Source organism: Streptomyces ipomoeae 91-03, assembly GCF_000317595.1.
Taxonomy (GTDB): Bacteria; Actinomycetota; Actinomycetes; order Streptomycetales; family Streptomycetaceae; genus Streptomyces; species Streptomyces ipomoeae.
On the sequence record NZ_AEJC01000626.1, the window covers coordinates 20204 to 35401 of the forward strand.

At 68.6% G+C, this 15198-nt stretch carries 9 protein-coding genes and 3 pseudogenes; 4 read left to right on the forward strand and 8 right to left on the reverse strand.

What is annotated here, in order from left to right; all coding sequences use genetic code 11:
* Nucleotide 1: 1 nt before the first annotated feature.
* Together STRIP9103_RS40675 and STRIP9103_RS40680 are read right to left on the reverse strand one after the other, a co-directional pair.
* Nucleotides 2–772, reverse strand: coding sequence for an IS5/IS1182 family transposase (locus STRIP9103_RS40675; protein WP_009307918.1), 771 nt, complete (start codon nt 770–772; stop codon nt 2–4).
* A gap of 348 nt (nt 773–1120) precedes the next feature.
* Nucleotides 1121–1930, reverse strand: a complete 810-nt coding sequence (locus STRIP9103_RS40680; RefSeq protein ID WP_048821910.1) for a PA domain-containing protein — start codon at nt 1928–1930, stop codon at nt 1121–1123.
* Here STRIP9103_RS40680 and STRIP9103_RS40685 point away from each other — a divergent pair.
* Entirely contained in the window at nt 1899–2333 is a 435-nt protein-coding gene (locus STRIP9103_RS40685) for an extracellular solute-binding protein (RefSeq protein WP_048821911.1), read from the forward strand. The two genes, STRIP9103_RS40680 and STRIP9103_RS40685, sit on opposite strands and share 32 nt — an antisense overlap.
* 98 nt (nt 2334–2431) lie before the next feature.
* On the opposite strand, the pseudogene STRIP9103_RS40690 reads toward STRIP9103_RS40685, so the two are convergent.
* Nucleotides 2432–2590: pseudogene (locus STRIP9103_RS40690) on the reverse strand (IS200/IS605 family transposase); the annotation flags it as partial.
* 5 nt (nt 2591–2595) lie between these two features.
* Between STRIP9103_RS40690 and STRIP9103_RS40695 the strand changes: the two are divergent.
* The 3 genes and pseudogenes from STRIP9103_RS40695 to STRIP9103_RS40705 form a co-directional block, all read left to right on the forward strand.
* Nucleotides 2596–3675 (forward strand): annotated as a pseudogene (locus STRIP9103_RS40695) (RNA-guided endonuclease InsQ/TnpB family protein); the annotation flags it as partial.
* Nucleotides 3665–4492, forward strand: a pseudogene (locus tag STRIP9103_RS53675) (LamG-like jellyroll fold domain-containing protein); the annotation flags it as partial. The pseudogenes STRIP9103_RS40695 and STRIP9103_RS53675, both read left to right, overlap by 11 nt.
* A 16-nt stretch (nt 4493–4508) precedes the next feature.
* Nucleotides 4509–6389 (forward strand): glycoside hydrolase family 32 protein, encoded by a 1881-nt coding sequence (locus STRIP9103_RS40705; RefSeq protein ID WP_009338468.1) that lies wholly within the window; start codon nt 4509–4511, stop codon nt 6387–6389.
* Nucleotides 6390–6735: 346 nt separating this feature from the next.
* Here the strand turns inward: STRIP9103_RS40705 and STRIP9103_RS40710 are convergent, their stop codons facing one another.
* From STRIP9103_RS40710 to chvE, 5 genes are all read right to left on the reverse strand, one after another.
* Nucleotides 6736–7245 carry an inclusion body family protein gene (locus STRIP9103_RS40710; RefSeq protein WP_009338447.1) on the reverse strand — a complete coding sequence of 170 codons (510 nt, stop codon included), beginning with the start codon at nt 7243–7245 and terminating at the stop codon, nt 6736–6738.
* A 16-nt stretch (nt 7246–7261) separates the two neighbouring features.
* The gene (locus tag STRIP9103_RS40715; RefSeq protein ID WP_009338421.1) at nt 7262–9121 is read right to left on the reverse strand and encodes a thiamine pyrophosphate-binding protein; all 1860 of its coding nucleotides are present in this window, start codon (nt 9119–9121) and stop codon (nt 7262–7264) included.
* On the reverse strand, nt 9118–11157 hold the full coding sequence (locus STRIP9103_RS40720; RefSeq protein WP_009338455.1) for a flavin monoamine oxidase family protein: 2040 nt from the start codon (nt 11155–11157) through the stop codon (nt 9118–9120). Before STRIP9103_RS40720 ends, STRIP9103_RS40715 begins: the two co-directional genes overlap by 4 nt.
* Before the next feature lie 637 nt (nt 11158–11794).
* A complete protein-coding gene (locus STRIP9103_RS40725; protein ID WP_048821913.1) occupies nt 11795–12466 on the reverse strand; it encodes a lytic polysaccharide monooxygenase auxiliary activity family 9 protein in 672 nt (223 codons plus the stop codon).
* A gap of 866 nt (nt 12467–13332) precedes the next feature.
* Entirely contained in the window at nt 13333–14421 is a 1089-nt protein-coding gene (gene chvE / locus STRIP9103_RS40730) for a multiple monosaccharide ABC transporter substrate-binding protein (protein WP_009338473.1), read from the reverse strand.
* Nucleotides 14422–15198 lie beyond the last annotated feature (777 nt).

The following is a 15198-nucleotide window of genomic DNA, read 5'->3' on the forward strand; positions in this document are numbered from 1 at the left end:
GTCACTCGGCGAGGGTGAGGTTGTGCAGGCGGGCGATACCGAGCATGGCGTGGTGGACGCCGTCGCCTTTCAGGCGGCAGTCGCGCAGGATCTTCCAGCTCTTCATCCGGGCGAATACGTGCTCGACGCGGGCGCGGACCTTGCGGTGGGAGGCGTTGTGCTCTTCCTGCCAGGCCGGGAGTTCGGCCTGGCCGCGTTCGCGGCGGTGCGGGATGACCAGGCCGGTGCCCCGGTAGCCGCCGTCCGCGATCACGGTCGTCTTTCCGACGGCGTCCTTTGCGCCGGACAGTTCCCACGCCTTGCAATCGTCGCGGTTGCCCGGCAGTGGCCGGCCGACGGCGACGACGAGCCGGGTGTCGGCGTCGATGACGACCTGGTGGTTGGTGGAGTACCGGTAGTTCTTCGACTGCTCGGCGATGCTGTGGTCGCGGGTCGGCACCAGGGTTCCGTCCGCGATCAGCACGGTGTCCTTGCGGAACCGTTTGCGCTGCTGGAGCGCGAGCGACGGCCCGAGGCGGTCGACAATGCGGTCGGCCGCCGACTTCGATACCCCGAACAACAGGGCGAGCTGGCGCAGGGTGAGGTTCGTGCGCCAGTACGCGGCGACCAGCAGGACCCGGTCCTCCAGCGGCAGGCTCCAGGGCCGGCCCTTACGGACCGGATCCGCGCCCTCCCGCCGCAAGGCGGTGATCAGCTTGCTGAACTGACGCGGACTCAGCCCGGTGAACGGGGCTATCCAAGACGGCTCCGACGCCGTGATCACACCAGCCACACCAAGATCATCTCACCCGTGACCAGCAGTTACGGGACAACCCTTAGTGAGGAGCCGAGTGCGCGGTGAATGCCCTGTGAGCGCCGCCCTTTCTCAACTCGCCATATAAAAAGCCGAGTTGATGAGTCGCAGGTCAGATTCGGGGTGCGGGACATGTCGGGCGCCCATGACGCGGGAGTGCTCGTCGCATCCTTTTGGTGTGACGTGCGTCACGATCCTGGGTGTCTGTGGGGGAACCGGTCCGCACCTTGCGCGACGCTGTGCTCCGACTCCGTGTGACCTGGGCGTATTCCATGCCCTGAGGCGGGTCCGAGGGGCCTGGGCGACAGCGTCGCGCAGCGGGTGGGCTCAGCGGCCGGTGTACTGGAAGAGGTACAGCCCGAAGTCGCAGTCGGACGCGGCCACGTACTCCTTCCCGTGGTGGCGGAAGGTCTGGACGCCCCAGAAGTCGTTGCCGCGCTCGTCGATGTAGCGGCCGGTCTCCACCAGCTTGTTGTTCTTGATCTTCACGACGCGGAGGCCGCCCCCGTAGTACGAGAAGTAGGCCAGGTCCGGGCGGACCCCGGACGTGGCCACCTCGTGCACGGTCAGGTCGCCGAAGCCGGAGGCGTACGCCGGGTCGTGGGTCTCGTCGATGGCGTAGGTGTCCAGCTCGGTGAGCTTGCCGCCCTCGTTGCGGTACAGGTGCGCGTAGCCCCAGCCGTCGAAGACGGAGGAGAGGGTGAGCCGGTCGCTCTTGGTGCCGATGGCGACCGGGAGGGGGGTGGTGCCGGTGTCCGCCAGGCAGTCGTCGTCGTTGTAGGGCTGGTCGAAGAGTGCGAAGCCCTGGCTGCGCGGGGCGATGCCGAAGGTCGGGAGGGTCCCGGCGGTTCCGGGGTCCATCCAGTCCTGGACGTCGCAGGCGTCGCTGCCGGTGCGGTTGAAGACGAGGATGGCGTCGTAGCCGCCGGCCGCCTCGACGTTGGCGATCTTCTCGGGCGGGAAGCACACACCGCGTTCGACGACCGCGATGTCCACGGCGGTCGGATCGCCGGGCGGGACGTCCGCGGACCCGTCGCAGGCCATCCCGGTGTACACGCCCGGCCCGGTGACCGTCCGGCCCTGCGGGAGCGGGATGAGCGGCCCGATGGCGATGATGTACCGGGAGGACCTCTTCAAGAAGTACAAGCTGAAGGTCCCGACCACCTGGGCGGAGTTCAAGAAGCAGGCGGAGAAGCTGCACAAGGCCGACCCCAACGTGTACCTGACCGACTTCGGCAGCGACGAGACGGCCGCCGGCTGGCGCCAGGGCCTGATGTGGCAGGCCGGTTCCCGTCCCTACACCTACTCGGCGAGCAAGCTGCCGAACATCGGGGTCAAGCTCAACGACGACGGCGCCAAGAAGGTCTACGACTACTGGGGCGACCTGGTGAAGAACAGGCTGGTCGACACCCAGTCGTACGCCACCACCGACTTCTACAACGGCCTCAGCAGCGGCAAGTACGCCACCTACATCGCGGCCGGCTGGGGTCCGGGCTACCGGGACTTATTCGCAGTGCTCCGGCGTTCACGCCGGGGGTGAAGCGAATCTGATGGTGCGACGCGGAGCGTCGCGGTTTCGGGTCCGGCGGAGCCGGATACGGCTGGTGGCGCGTAGTGTCACCAGGGCCGGGCAGGGCTTCACGCCGGGCGGTTCTGCCGCTCGATGTACTGCTTGACCACGGTGAGCGGGGCGCCGCCGACGGTCCCGGCGAAGTAGGAGCCCGACCACAACTTGTTCGCCCGCCAGTAGTGGCGTACCAGGTCGGGGAACTCCTTGCGCAGTCGGCGGGAGGAGACGCCTTAAGGCCGGTGAGCTGTCGAAGAAGCTGATCACCCAGGCGAAACTGACCGAGGCCCGGTCCTGGCTGGGCGAGGTCTCCGCGGTCGTCCTGCAGCAGTCCCTGCGCGACGCGGAGACCGCGTACCGGAACTTCTTCGCCTCCCTCAAGGGCACCCGCAAGGGCCCCAAGACCGGCCCGCCCCGCTTCAAGTCCCGTAAAGATGCCCGGCAGTCGATCCGGTTCACCGCCAACGCCCGCTGGCACCTCACCGACAGCGGCCGGCTGAACCTGCCGAAGATCGGTCCGGTGAAGGTGAAGTGGTCCCGCACCCTGCCCGCCACCCCGACCTCGGTCACCGTCATCAAGGACGCGGCCGGAAGGTTCTTCGCCTCGTTCGTCATCGACACCGACCCGGCCGCCGACGCCGCCCGGATGCCCGCCAGTGACCGGACAGTCGGCATCGGCCTTGGGCTGACGCACTTCGCCGTCCTCTCCGACGGCACGAAGATCGACTCCCCCAGGTTCCTGCGCCGCGCGGAGAAGAAGCTGAAGAAGGCCCAGCGCGAGCTGTCCCGCAAACAGAAGGGATCCAGCAACCGCGAGAAGGCGCGACTCAAGGTCGCCCGCGCCCACGCACAAGTGACGGACGCCCGCCGTGAGTTCCACCACCAGCTCTCCACTCAGCTGATCTCCGACAACCAAGGGATCGCCGTGGAGGACCTGGCGGTCAAAGGACTGGCGCGCACCAAGCTGGCGAAGAGTGTGCATGATGCGGGCTGGTCGCAGTTCGTACACATGCTGGAATACAAAGCGGCTCGGTACGGGCGGACCCTGGTGAAGATCGGCCGGTTCACACCGACCAGCCAGGTCTGCTCGCGGTGCGGGGCCCAGGACGGCCCCAAGCCCTTGCACATCCGGACCTGGACCTGTGCCGCCTGCGGTGCGGTCCATGACCGGGACCACAACGCCGCGAAGAACGTCAAAACGGCCGCCGGACTGGCGGTGACAGCCTGTGGAGCGCAGGTGAGACCAGGACTCGTCCCGGCACAGCGCGACGAAGCAGGAAGCCACGGATTCCCGACCCAAGCCCGTGCCGCGTAGCGGCACAGCAACGGAACGGAAGGCCAGAATCCTCGGGCTTCAGCCCGAGGAGCAAGTCAACTCTCCAGCGTCGTCACCGCCCAGAGCCCCGGCAGGCTCAACCCCGCCGGCGGACTCACCGTGGACGTGTGGATCGCGCCCTACGCCTACGAGCACGGCATCGACGGCAAGCCCCAGGCCCTGGTCAACCAGCACGACCCGGACGCGAGGACCGGATTCCTGCTCGGCCTGCGCCGCTTCGGGCAGATCGTCTTCCAACTGGGGCTTCGGCACCGAGCTGGTCGAGGTCAAGGGAGCCCAGGACCAGCCGGCCGCCAAGGGCGGATGGACCCACATCGCGGCCACCTACGACCCGGACGCCCGCGAGCTGCGCCTCTACCGCGACGGCCGCCTGATCGGCACCGCCGCCACTCCGGACAAGACCCCCGAACCGGCTTCCGCCGAACCCCTGCTGATCGGCCGTCACAACCGGCCCACCCTGTTGAACGGCGAGTTCCACGCCAACATGTACATGGGCCTGATGGACAGCCTCGTGATCCGCCCGGGCACCCTGGACGACACGACCGCGCGGCGGGAGCACGCCGAGCGGATCGCGGCACTCCCCGGCCGCCGCGTGCCCCAACCCGACCTCACCCTGGACCGGACCCGCTTCGACGGCGACCGGCACCGCCCCCAGTTCCACATGCTGCCGCCCTGGCACTGGATGAACGAGCCGCACGCGCCCGTCTACTTCAAGGGCAAGTACCACATCTTCTACCAGCACGACCCGCTCGGCCCCTTCTGGGGCCAGATCCACTGGGGCCACGCGGTCAGCACCGACATGGTGCACTGGCGTGACCTGCCCATCGCCCTCGCCCCCCGCCGGGGACTCGATGGGTCCGGACGGCTGCTGGTCGGGTTCGGCGTACGTCGACGGCGACCGGGGGCCGGTGCTCTTCTTCACCGGCGGCGACGACCGGCTGCCGTACCGCCAGCGCACCGGGCTCGCCGTGTCCTCGTACGCCACCGACCGCGACACCGACCTCCCCACCTGGACGATGAAGTCCGAGCCGGTCACCGAGGCACCCGCGGGTCTCCCGGCCGGCCCCGGCACCGCGTGGGCGGAGAACTTCCGCGACCCGTTCGTCTGGGAGGAGGACGGCGTCTGGTACCAGCTCGTCGGCAGCGGCATCGTCGACTACGACGGCTCGCAGGTCACCAGGAAGCACGGCGGAACCGCACTCGTCTACACCGCCCGCAGGCCGGAAGGCCCTTGGAAGTACCGGGGCCCGCTGCACTGGAACGACCTCGCCGCCCGGCCCGAGCCCGGCGAGGTGTGGGAGCTGCCGGTACTCCTCCCGCTTCCCGGCCCCAGGGGCAGGCGCACCGGCAAGCACATCCTGCTGATCAGCCCGTGGTGGGAGTCGTTCAACACGAACGCCGTCAAGCACACGTACTACTGGATCGGCACCTTCGACAAGCGCGAGTGCCGCTTCGTGCCCGATCACGAAGAGCCCCGCGAGTTCGACTTCGGCGAGCACTTCACCGGCCCGTCCGGCTTCGTCACCCCCGACGGGCGGTCCGTGGTCTTCAGCATCACCCAGGACCGGCGCAGCGAACAGCAGCACGCCCAGTCGGGTTGGGCCCACAACGCGGGCATGCCGGTCAGCGTGTCACTGCGCCAGGACAAGACACTCGGAGTCGAACCGATCGCCGAGGCGGCCGGCCTGCGGGGCAGGCGACTCGCGAAGATCCGCCAGGCGTCGGTGAAGGAGGCGAACCGCCGACTCGCCGGTGTCTCCGGCGACATGCTGGACATCGAGGCCGTCATCGAACCGCGCGACGCCACCACCATCGCCCTGGCCGTCCGGGCGAGCGCCGACGGCAGCGAGCAGACCCTGCTCTCCTACGACACGACCGAGCGCCGCTTCTCCATCGACCGCCGCCGCTCCAGCCTCGACCCCGACGTCCGCAAGGGCGTCCACGGCGGGGCCGTGGAACTCGAGGGCGGACAGTTGAAGTTGAGGGTCCTGCTCGACCGCTCGATGCTGGAGGCGTACGTCAACGGCACCAACAGCCTGACCAGCCGCGTGTACCCGACCCGGAAGGACGCCACCGGCCTGCGGCTGACCGCCGGGGGTGGCTCCGCCCGTGTCGTCTCGCTGGACGTCTGGCGCATGAACGGCGCCTACGACAACCCCGTCGCCCCCGCCGCCTACGACCCGCCGCGCCCGATGGACGTGGACGCCCTCCCCAACCACGACTTCGCCACCGGGGACCTCACCGGCTGGACCGTCGTCTCGGGCACCACCTTCAGCGACGACAACGTCATCACCCGCACCGACTGGGGCTGGGGCGGCCCCTTCTACCAGTCCGAGACCGAGGGCGACCCGACCGGCCACCACCTGTGGGGCTTCAACCCGAACGCGGGCGGCGACGACGCGGTCGGCGTCCTCCGTTCCGTCACCGTCACCCTCGGCGGAGACGGCGTCGTCGACCTCCTGGTCTCCGGCGGCAACGACCCCGACCGCCTCTACGCGGCCGTCGTCCGCGCCGACGACCAGAAGGTGCTGGCCAAGGCCACCGGCCGAGGGACCGAGCAGTACCGCCGCGTGGTCTTCGACCTGTCGGCCCACATCGGCGAACGGATCTACGTCGAGGTCGTCGACAAGGCGACGGGCGGCTGGGGTCACATCAACGTCGACGACGTCAACGTGCCCGTCCGGCGGGAGTGACGGCGACCGCGTTGCGGCAAGAGCCCCAGAAGCCCAAGCCTCTGGGGCCTGCCCGCGCCGGCGGACGGCCACCTCTGAACGCTTCTCCTCCGCACGGTAGGTGTGCGGTGCGTGCCGACCGCCGTCCTGGCCCTGGTGGCCGCGCTCATCGGCGACACCCCCCAAGCACCGTCGCTTCCCAAGCTGAGAGCGCGAGTTCGATTCTCGTCACCCGCTCCATGGAGAAGGCCCAGGTCAGAGACCTGGGCCTTTTGCTGTCCGTTTCGATTACTCGCCGCGTGCCGGATTCGGGCCGAGTGACGACGCCGGGCGGCGGCCGTGGCGGCCGGTGCCCTCGCCTGGGCCGTCAGGAATCTTCAATGGTGATGAAGGGGTCCCACTGGAAATACCCCTTCAATTGCCGTTGGCGGTCCAGGATCTGGAAGTAGAAGTGGTACACGACCTTTCCGGCGCTTTTGACGGTCGCTCGCCAGTAATGATCCTGGTACCTCTGCGTCCCGAATTCCGGCCTGCCCTCGGTCCCCTCCTTCGGCAGCGGATAGATGCCGTCGACCACCTCGATCTCCGGTGTCCTGATGAGCGTGTGTTCGCGGTCGCTGCTCACGAACCTGTACAGCAACGCCTTGTAGTAGCTGCCGAACGACAGCGTCGTCTCCCGCCACCTGATGCTGTCCCCGGGCTGGGCCCGGAGGTTCAGCTCGGCCCCCGACGTGCCGACGATGTGATCGTGGCGCGTCGTCATGTAGATCAGGCTCTGATCGACATACGTCGGCGCGTCGGGGTTCCTCGACGCGTTGGGATACCGCTCGACGATCGTCTCCGCGTCGAACGCGATCAGTACGTTGAGATCAGCCATTTCCTGTCCCCTTCGTCTACGAGACTTCCGGATACGGGACTTTCGACTTCGGCACCTTGTACGCCATCGCTCGCGGGTAGTCGTGCCGGTGCAGGCGGACGCGGACCAGGAGCGGTCCGGCGTTGACCGGGTCGGTCGGGTCGGTGAGGCGGGCCAGCAGGTCGTCCAGCTCCGAGGTGTGCGCGATGCCGACCCCGTTCGCCGGGGTCTTCCCGCCGGCGAAGACGGCTGCGAGGCGGTCGTAGTGCCATGGGTGGAGGACGTTGTAGAAGTCCGCGCCCTCCGAGCCGGCGGAGCCCGGCTCGGCGTAGTAGGACGGGTGCACCAGCATCTGCTCGATGCCGTAGAAGTGTCCGTTGTCCATGACGAACACCACCGAGCGCAGCCCGAGCCTGGTGTGGGTGGAGATCTCCTGACAGGTCTCCTGGAAGGCGCCGTCGCCGACGAACACCATGGGGCGGGCGTGCCCGCGCTCGGGGCTGAGCGCGGCGCCGGTGGCCGCGCCGACCGACCAGCCGATGGACAGCCAGCTGACCTGCGACAGGAACCCGCCCGCGGGCAGGGACAGGTTCATCGAGCCGATGAGGGAGAACGCGGCGTCGGAGACGACCGTCCAGCTCTGCCGGGTCTCATGGCCCAGGAAGTGGTTGACCCGGTCGAACACGCCGTCGTAGGTGAGCCGTTCGGTCTGCCGGGACCGGGAGCCGCTGATACGCAGGGAGGCGCGGTGGTGCTCCAGGCCGGCGGGACGGTCGCCGGGTGCTCCGTGGTGGGAGTAGGCCTCGGCGTAGTAGTCGGCGGCCAGTCCCCCGGAGCCGTAGCCCTTGACCAGCGCGTCCTGGAGGGCGGGCAGCAGCTGTTCGAGCTGGACGTCGGGGAAGTAGGAGGTGCCGACGCTGACGCCGCCGTTCGCCGCCATCACCCAGTCGGTGCCCACGCACTGCTCGCCGCCGAGGTTCTTCGACGTGGACCAGGCGCCGAGCCCGATCCGGCAGGTGGCCCAGTCCTTGAAGATCCCGTGCACGTCCGGGTGGCTGGCGTGACCGTTGTAGACGCCGTGGAACTGCGGCAGGTCCTCGTCGACGACGGCCTTGGCGCCGACGGTCGTGCAGAACGGCACGCCGGTGGCCTCCACCAGGTCGGTGAGCTGCCCGCCGAGGCGGAACCGGTCGATCTCCTCGCCGGCCCACACGATCGGGCGGGGCCTGCCGTCCGGACCGGGGTGCTCCTCGACCAGGGTGAGGATCGCGTGCACGGCGTGGTCCAGCATGAGCTGGTTGCGCGCGCTGAACGGCCGTTCGCGGCGGAGGATCGGCTCCTCGGGATCGGGACAGGGCTCGTCCCACAGGTCCTCCATGACCTCCAGGTAGACCGGCCTGCGTTCGGAGAGGCACGCGGTGAGCGCGGCGTCGATCTGGGCAGGAGCCAGGCCCGGGTTGGAGATGACCTGCGCGTCCACGGTGACCTGCCGGTAGACGTCCAGATTGCTCTCCGGGCGGGGGCTCATGTGGGAGGTGAGCAGGCCGAGGGCGCGGTAGTTCTGCCACTGCTCGTAGGGCGGGGAGGCGTTGATGGCGACGAGCGGCACCTGCTCGACGTAGGCGCCGCCGCAGGCGTTGAGGAGGTTGAACGCGCCGACGCTGTAGGTGACGGCAGCCGCGCCTACGCCGTGGATGCGGGCGTAGGCGTCGGCGGCCTGGCCCGCGCCGCCCTCGGTGGGGGTGCCGACCCACTCGATGTCGCCCTCGGCCCGCAGGGTGGTCAGGAACGGGCCGAGGTGGTTGCCGGGGACGCCGAACAGGTGGGTGATGCCCAACTCGGCCAGCCTCAGGGCGAGATAGCGGGCGACCGTGCACTCGGGGTTGATCGCGGTCACGAGTGGTCCTCCTGCCGGCTCGGGCCCGGGGTGGTGACCGGCGGGGCCTGGTGAACGGCGAGGGCGGCACGGACGGCGCTCTCCAGGGCGCCCTCGATCCAGGCGTGCTTGAGGGAGGTGTGCTCGCCGGCGAAGTGCACGGGGCCTTCGGGCCGGGAGACGTCCAGGTGGAAGCTGGTCATCTGGTGCGCGGTGTAGATGGCGGCCTCGCCGAAGGCGTACGGGTCGCGGGCCCAGCTCTGGGTGGCGCCCCGGCCGGTGAAGAACACCTCGATGCGGCGGCCGTGCACGGCCTGGAGGTTGCGCAGGGCGTAGACGTAGCGCTCCGCGTCCGGCATGGAGTCCCAGCGCGCGGCGTCGTCGGACCAGCAGTACGAGGCGAGCACCACGCCGCCGGAGCCGCCCTCCACCCGGTGCGACGGGTAGTACAGGAACCGGTTGGGGTTGTCGGTGACGGAGCCCCCTCCGAAGCAGTGGGAGGCCGGGCGGACCGCCGGGCCGCGCAGCGGCAGGGTGCTGTCGATCTGCCGCAGCTCCTCGGTGACGCTGCTGTCCTTGACCGCGGCACCCAGCAGACCGGCGTCCGGCTCGGCGAGCGTGGGGACGGCCTCGGTGTCCGCCTCGGCTCCCAGCCGGTAGTACTCGTACAGGCCCGGTGCGATGCGCTCGAGCTCGTCGCGCCAGTCGTCCTCGGTGAACTCCCACCACCGGTGGCTGAACTCCAGCAGCACCTTGGTGGCCTGGTCGTAGTGGGTCTCGATGATGGCGCGGCGCTTCTTGTACGACATCGAGGGGACGATCTCCACGAAGCGCAGCGCGGAGAACGGGATGGTGACGATCGCCAGGTCCGCGGTCCACAGACGCGGCGGTGCCTGCGGGTCGTCCTCGGAGACGGTCTGGACGGCCACGCCCCATCCGTCGGGTCCGACGGCGCCGGTGCCCTCGGGGTCGGTGTCGCGGCTGGGGTCGTGGTACTCGAGGCGGATCATGCGGTGGCCCAGCCGCACCTCGTCGCGCAGGCCCTGGTGGAGGGCGTGCGGCAGGCGCCAGCTGCCGCCGGGGATCTCCCAGTAGCGGACGCCGGGATTGATGTCACTGCGGCTCAGGAAGCTGTGGAAGAAGGACAGGTGCAGCCGTGAGGACATGTTCTCGAGGGTTCCGACGGCCTCGATCGCCTCGTCGCTGAGCCCGGCGTAGTCGCGCAGGAAGCCGCCCATCGAGTAGCCGTCGAAGTCGCGGATCACCCGGGCCCAGCCCTCGACCCACTCGTCGAACGGCTTGTTGACGCGCTTTCCGTCGACGACGTCGGAGTAGTAGTCGCGCACGGTCTCCAGCGCGTCGTCGACCATCTTCACGACGGGGGCACGGACCTCGTCGTCGGTGAGGTGGAAGCCCTCGTTGATCCGTTCGGGACCGGCGGTGTAGGCGGCACGCCGCACCTGGACGCGGTTGACGCGGATCCAGGAGTTGCCGCGCTTGTCGGGTTCCCGGAAGTCCGGGCTGTCGTCGCCGTAGGTCCAGGTCCGGCCGGTGAAGGAGGTGTACGTCACCGGGGGGACGGGCACGTCGGGGCCGCTGCCGGTACGGGGGTCCACGTCCACGTTGTAGAACTGGCGGCGGCCGAGGCCGAGTTTGTCGACGAGGGCGAGGACGAGCGGGTGGAAGTCGGGCAGCCGCATGGCACCGGCCTCGGCGTACTGGGCCGCGTCGTCGAAGGGCTGGTGGTGCTTGGTGGTGCGGAAGGTCTTGATGCGTCCGCCGACCCGGTTGGCGTTGGCCTCGAGGAGGGTGACGTCGTGGCCGGCGTCCTTGAGCAGGCGGCCGGCGACGAGGCCGGTGATGCCGGCACCGATGATGAGGATCTTCTTGCGCGGGTGGTGGGTGGAGCCGAGGCGGCCCGTGTCGATCAGGGTGTGGAGATAGCCGAGCTTGAGGTCGTTGTCGTCCGGCCCGACGAGGAGGAGTTCGCGGGCGAGCTTGAGACATGTCTGCCAGCGCGCACGGGTGGCGGAGTTGTCCCGTGGAGTCTCGGTCATAGCTTGCGATCGTAGATATGGAGAAACGATTTCTTGGTATCTCCGGAAGATAAAGTCCTAAAAACACCGACGCACTGCCTGACGGAATTTCGGCTTGCCCGGCTTTTCCTTACGAGGACGGAAGATTCGCCAGGGACAGAAGGGAAAGGGGACGAAGCCGAATCAACAATTCACTTGCGGAATGCGGAAATCCTGGGGCCTCGATGGTGCTGGTCTCGCCAGCCGATTCGGCCCAAAAGGCGTCACCCGGCTCCTGCCGCCGGTCGACGGTCTGCCGCCGGTACGGGGCAAGCGGGGTCTGTCTCGTTGCGGCGGAGCGGGGCCGGGGGTTGTGAGCAGGTGGCGATCGATGGCGCACGAGCGTGTTCTGGCGTGCGTGAGTGGGTCTTTGGGTGGTGGCAGGCGCACTCACGAAAAAGGGAACGGAAGTTCTCGCCTCGAATGCGTGACCTTCTCCGGTGGTGGCCGTTGGGGGTGGGGACGGATTTGTGCGGCACCGGGGTGGGGGTGGCGTGGTGGGCGGCGCGGGCCCGCCGCAGAGCGGTGGCCGCCTCGTCGCGACGGCCCAGGGCGTCCAGAGCCAGACCGAGGTACCCGTCGGACCCCGGGGGGTCCGACGGGCGTTCGGCCGGGTGTGTCAGCGGAAGTTCACGTCACTGCACAGGAAGTAGGTCTGGTCCATGTGCGAGGCCTGCCAGATCGTGTAGACGACGTGTCGGCCGCTGTACCCCGAAGTGCTCACGGGGATCGAGTAGTTCTGGCTGGGCGCGTACCTGCCGGTGCGGGCGACCAGTTGGAGGTCGCTCCACTTCAGCGGCTGGGTGGTGGGGTCGTAACCCTGCCGCGTGACGTAGACCAGGAAGTAGTCCGCGCCATGGCTGGCCTGGTCGTACAGCTTCACGGTGAAGTTGCCGGAGATGTCCGTCGTCTTCCACGGACCCGCGGTGTCCAGGGAGTTGTAGCGGCCACCCTCGGTGTGACCGCCGCTGCACAGTTGCCCGTCGGGGATGACGGCCTGGAAGTTGCCGGCGGAGCCGTTGCGGTACAGGCCGTTCCAGTTCCACATGGCGTTGGGGTTGTCCTGCCAGGCCTGCCAGCACATGGGGTCCTGCTGTGCCATGGCCGGGTTCTGGAAGTCGTTGCCCCAGCGCAGCCAGCAGCCGTAGTTGCGGGATGCCGGGTCGATGACCGAGCCGTGGGCGACGGCGGTACCGCTCCAGGGGATCAGGCAGAGAAGCACGGCGGTGAGGACGCCGAGAAGGAGCGTTGGGCGTAAGCGGGCCCGTATGTCATGATCCTGACAAGTCATGGATCCTTCTTTCGGATGTGGGGGTTGCTTTCCGCTTTCCGGGTGGTGCCGTGGGGGGTGCGGGCGCTCTGCGTATGGGAGCGCTCCCAGTGCACAGGCTGCGCCTCGGGCTCCGGCGCGGCAACCGGTGGATTGCGCCACTTCTCGCGCTCGTGGCGCGTTCGCGTCGAGTCCGGCGGCGTGTCCCGCGTAGAACTCCAGGTGCCAGGCAGCGGAACCACGGCGGTGCCGGAGGCGCCGCCTCCCGGCAGAGGAACGCGCGCTCCGGCTCGGTGAGGCGAACGCGGATGCGCGGGCTCGCGGCCGTCGAGGCGGCTGAAGGCCATGCCCTCGGTACCTCCGGCGGATTCACCGGAGGTACCGGTCGTCTCTCCGCGGATACGTCAGCCGGACTGTGACGGGGTCGGCGGTCGAGCCGATCAGCGGGTTGCGGGCGCGTCACGGAGCGCGTTCTTCACGACCCTTACTACCTGCAGCGGAGCATGGGCTGCACCGTTCCTGATCAGTGAGCAGGAGTGAGTGTTGGACCCCTACCTGGTCACTGCGGACACCCCGAACGGTTTTGGATGTCCTGGTCTCCCGCTTTCGCGCCGCGTCCGGCGGCACGGATCGTGTCCGTGGTCCGGGGATGCAGGGGCGGCCCGCGGCCGGAGGCCGCTGATGGGCCCAGCCTCACGCCCCAGGGCACGCCGGTCGGCCTGGACGGTCCGATGCCCCTGCTCATCGCTCCGGTGAGCAGGGGGCGGTGCCGTCCGTCGCCGGACCGGGTGCCCCAGTCGCGCGCATGGGCCGGCGTCCGTGTGAGTCGGCGGGCCGGCCATCAGGCTCGCGCTCGGGGCGAGAGGGGTTCTGCCATGAGCGTGTGGCTACTTGAGCTCGGCGGCGGTGTAGTAGTCGCCTCCGATCAGCACGTTCTCGTAGTTGGCCTTGTCGACGCTGGTCGGCTGAAGCAAGTAGGCGGGTACGGCCTTGACGCCGTTGTTGTAGGCCCGCCTGTTGTTCAGCTGCGGCGTGTCGCCGTTGAGGATGTCGTCAGCCATGTTCGCGGCGGCCTCGGCGAGCTGACGGAGGTCCTTGTAGACGGTCTGCGACTGCTCACCCGCGATGATCGACTTCACCGAGGCCAGTTCGGCGTCCTGGCCGGTGACGACCGGCAGGGGCTTGCTGCCGGAGCCGTAGCCGTCCGACTTCAGCGCGGACAGGACGCCGATGGAGATGCCGTCGTACGGCGACAGGATCGCGTCCACCTTCTCGGTTCCGTACGACTCGGCGAGGATCTTGTTCATGCGCTTCTCCGCGGTGGGCCCGTCCCAGCGCAGGGTGGTGATCTGGTCGAGCTCGGTCTGGCCCGACCGGACGACCAACTGCTTGCTGTCCAGGTAGGGCTGCAGGAGGTGCATCGCGCCGTCGAAGAAGTACTTGGTGTTGTTGTCGTCGGGGGAGCCGGCGAACAGCTCGATGTTGAACGGGCCCTTGCCGTGCTCCAGGCGGAGCTTTTCGATGATGTAGCGGGCCTGGAGCCGGCCGACCTGCTCGTTGTCGAAGGAGACGTAGTAGTCGACGTTCTTGGTGCCGAGGATGAGCCGGTCGTAGGAGATCACCGGGATGTCCGCGTCGGCGGCGTGTTGGAGGGCGCCGTTCAGCGCCTTGTTGTCGATGGCCGCGATGATCAGTGCGGCGACACCCTGCTTGATCAGCTTCTCGATCTGCGCGACCTGGGTTTCCGGATCGTCCTCGCCATAGACCAGCTTGGTTTTGTACCCCTTGTCCTTCAGTTCCTGGACGATGCTCTTGCCGTCGGTGAGCCAGCGCTCGGAGGCCCGAGTCGGCATGGCGATGCCGATGGTGCCGCCCTCGGAGCTTGCCCCGCTGTCCTGGCCACCGCAGGCGGACATGGTGAGGGCGAGGGACGCCGCTCCGGCGATGGCGGCGAGGACGGCTCTTCGGTTGGGCATGGTGATCTTTCCCTGTTCTTGTCGTCGTTGAGAGGATGGCGGCGTGCCAGAAGTCGGCGGAAAGCGGTGGAGCGGGCCGGGTAGCCGATGGGCAGGTCCGGAGCGAGTCGGACGTGCCGTGTCCGTTCCCGGGCGGTGTCCGGGATCAGGGCCCGCAGAGGAGCGCCGTACGGGTAGATCCCGGGCGCCCTGGACCGACCGGACTTCAGGTGCAGCGGTGTGAGCTGCGGAGGATCCGCGCGGCGGCCTCGTGGATCCACACGTAGCCGCCGAGGTCGTCGGCGGGCTTGGTGCACATGGTTCAGCGGCGGTGAACAGCCGACGGATCTCTCTGAGGTCATCGCGCATCAGGCGCCCGGCACGTTGTCCGGGCCGGGGCCCGGACGTCTCGGAGTCACGCGGATCGCCGATCGGTGCGTCGGTGCGTCGGTGCGTCGGTGCGTCCAGGCACCCGGGTCCCGCCGATCGTCGTGATCCCTGTGCCGGTGTGCTCCTGTACGTGGGTCAGGCGGCATCACGGCGTTCCGGCCACGTGCGTGCTGATTCCGGTGATGCGCGGGGCACCCGCCTATCCAATCGTTTGAAATTTCGTCCCATAATCGGAATGCTCGCGTGACATTAGGAGGGGATGTGCCGGGTGTCAACGGAACGAACACAATCGATTCCAGAAAGGTGCCGGTGATCGCTTTTGGTCTCCGGTACTACCTTTATGGCGGTGCCTGGCAGTCCGGCAGCACTCCTCGGGCTGTTGTTGTCCAGTCCGGTTCGGAACGGCGA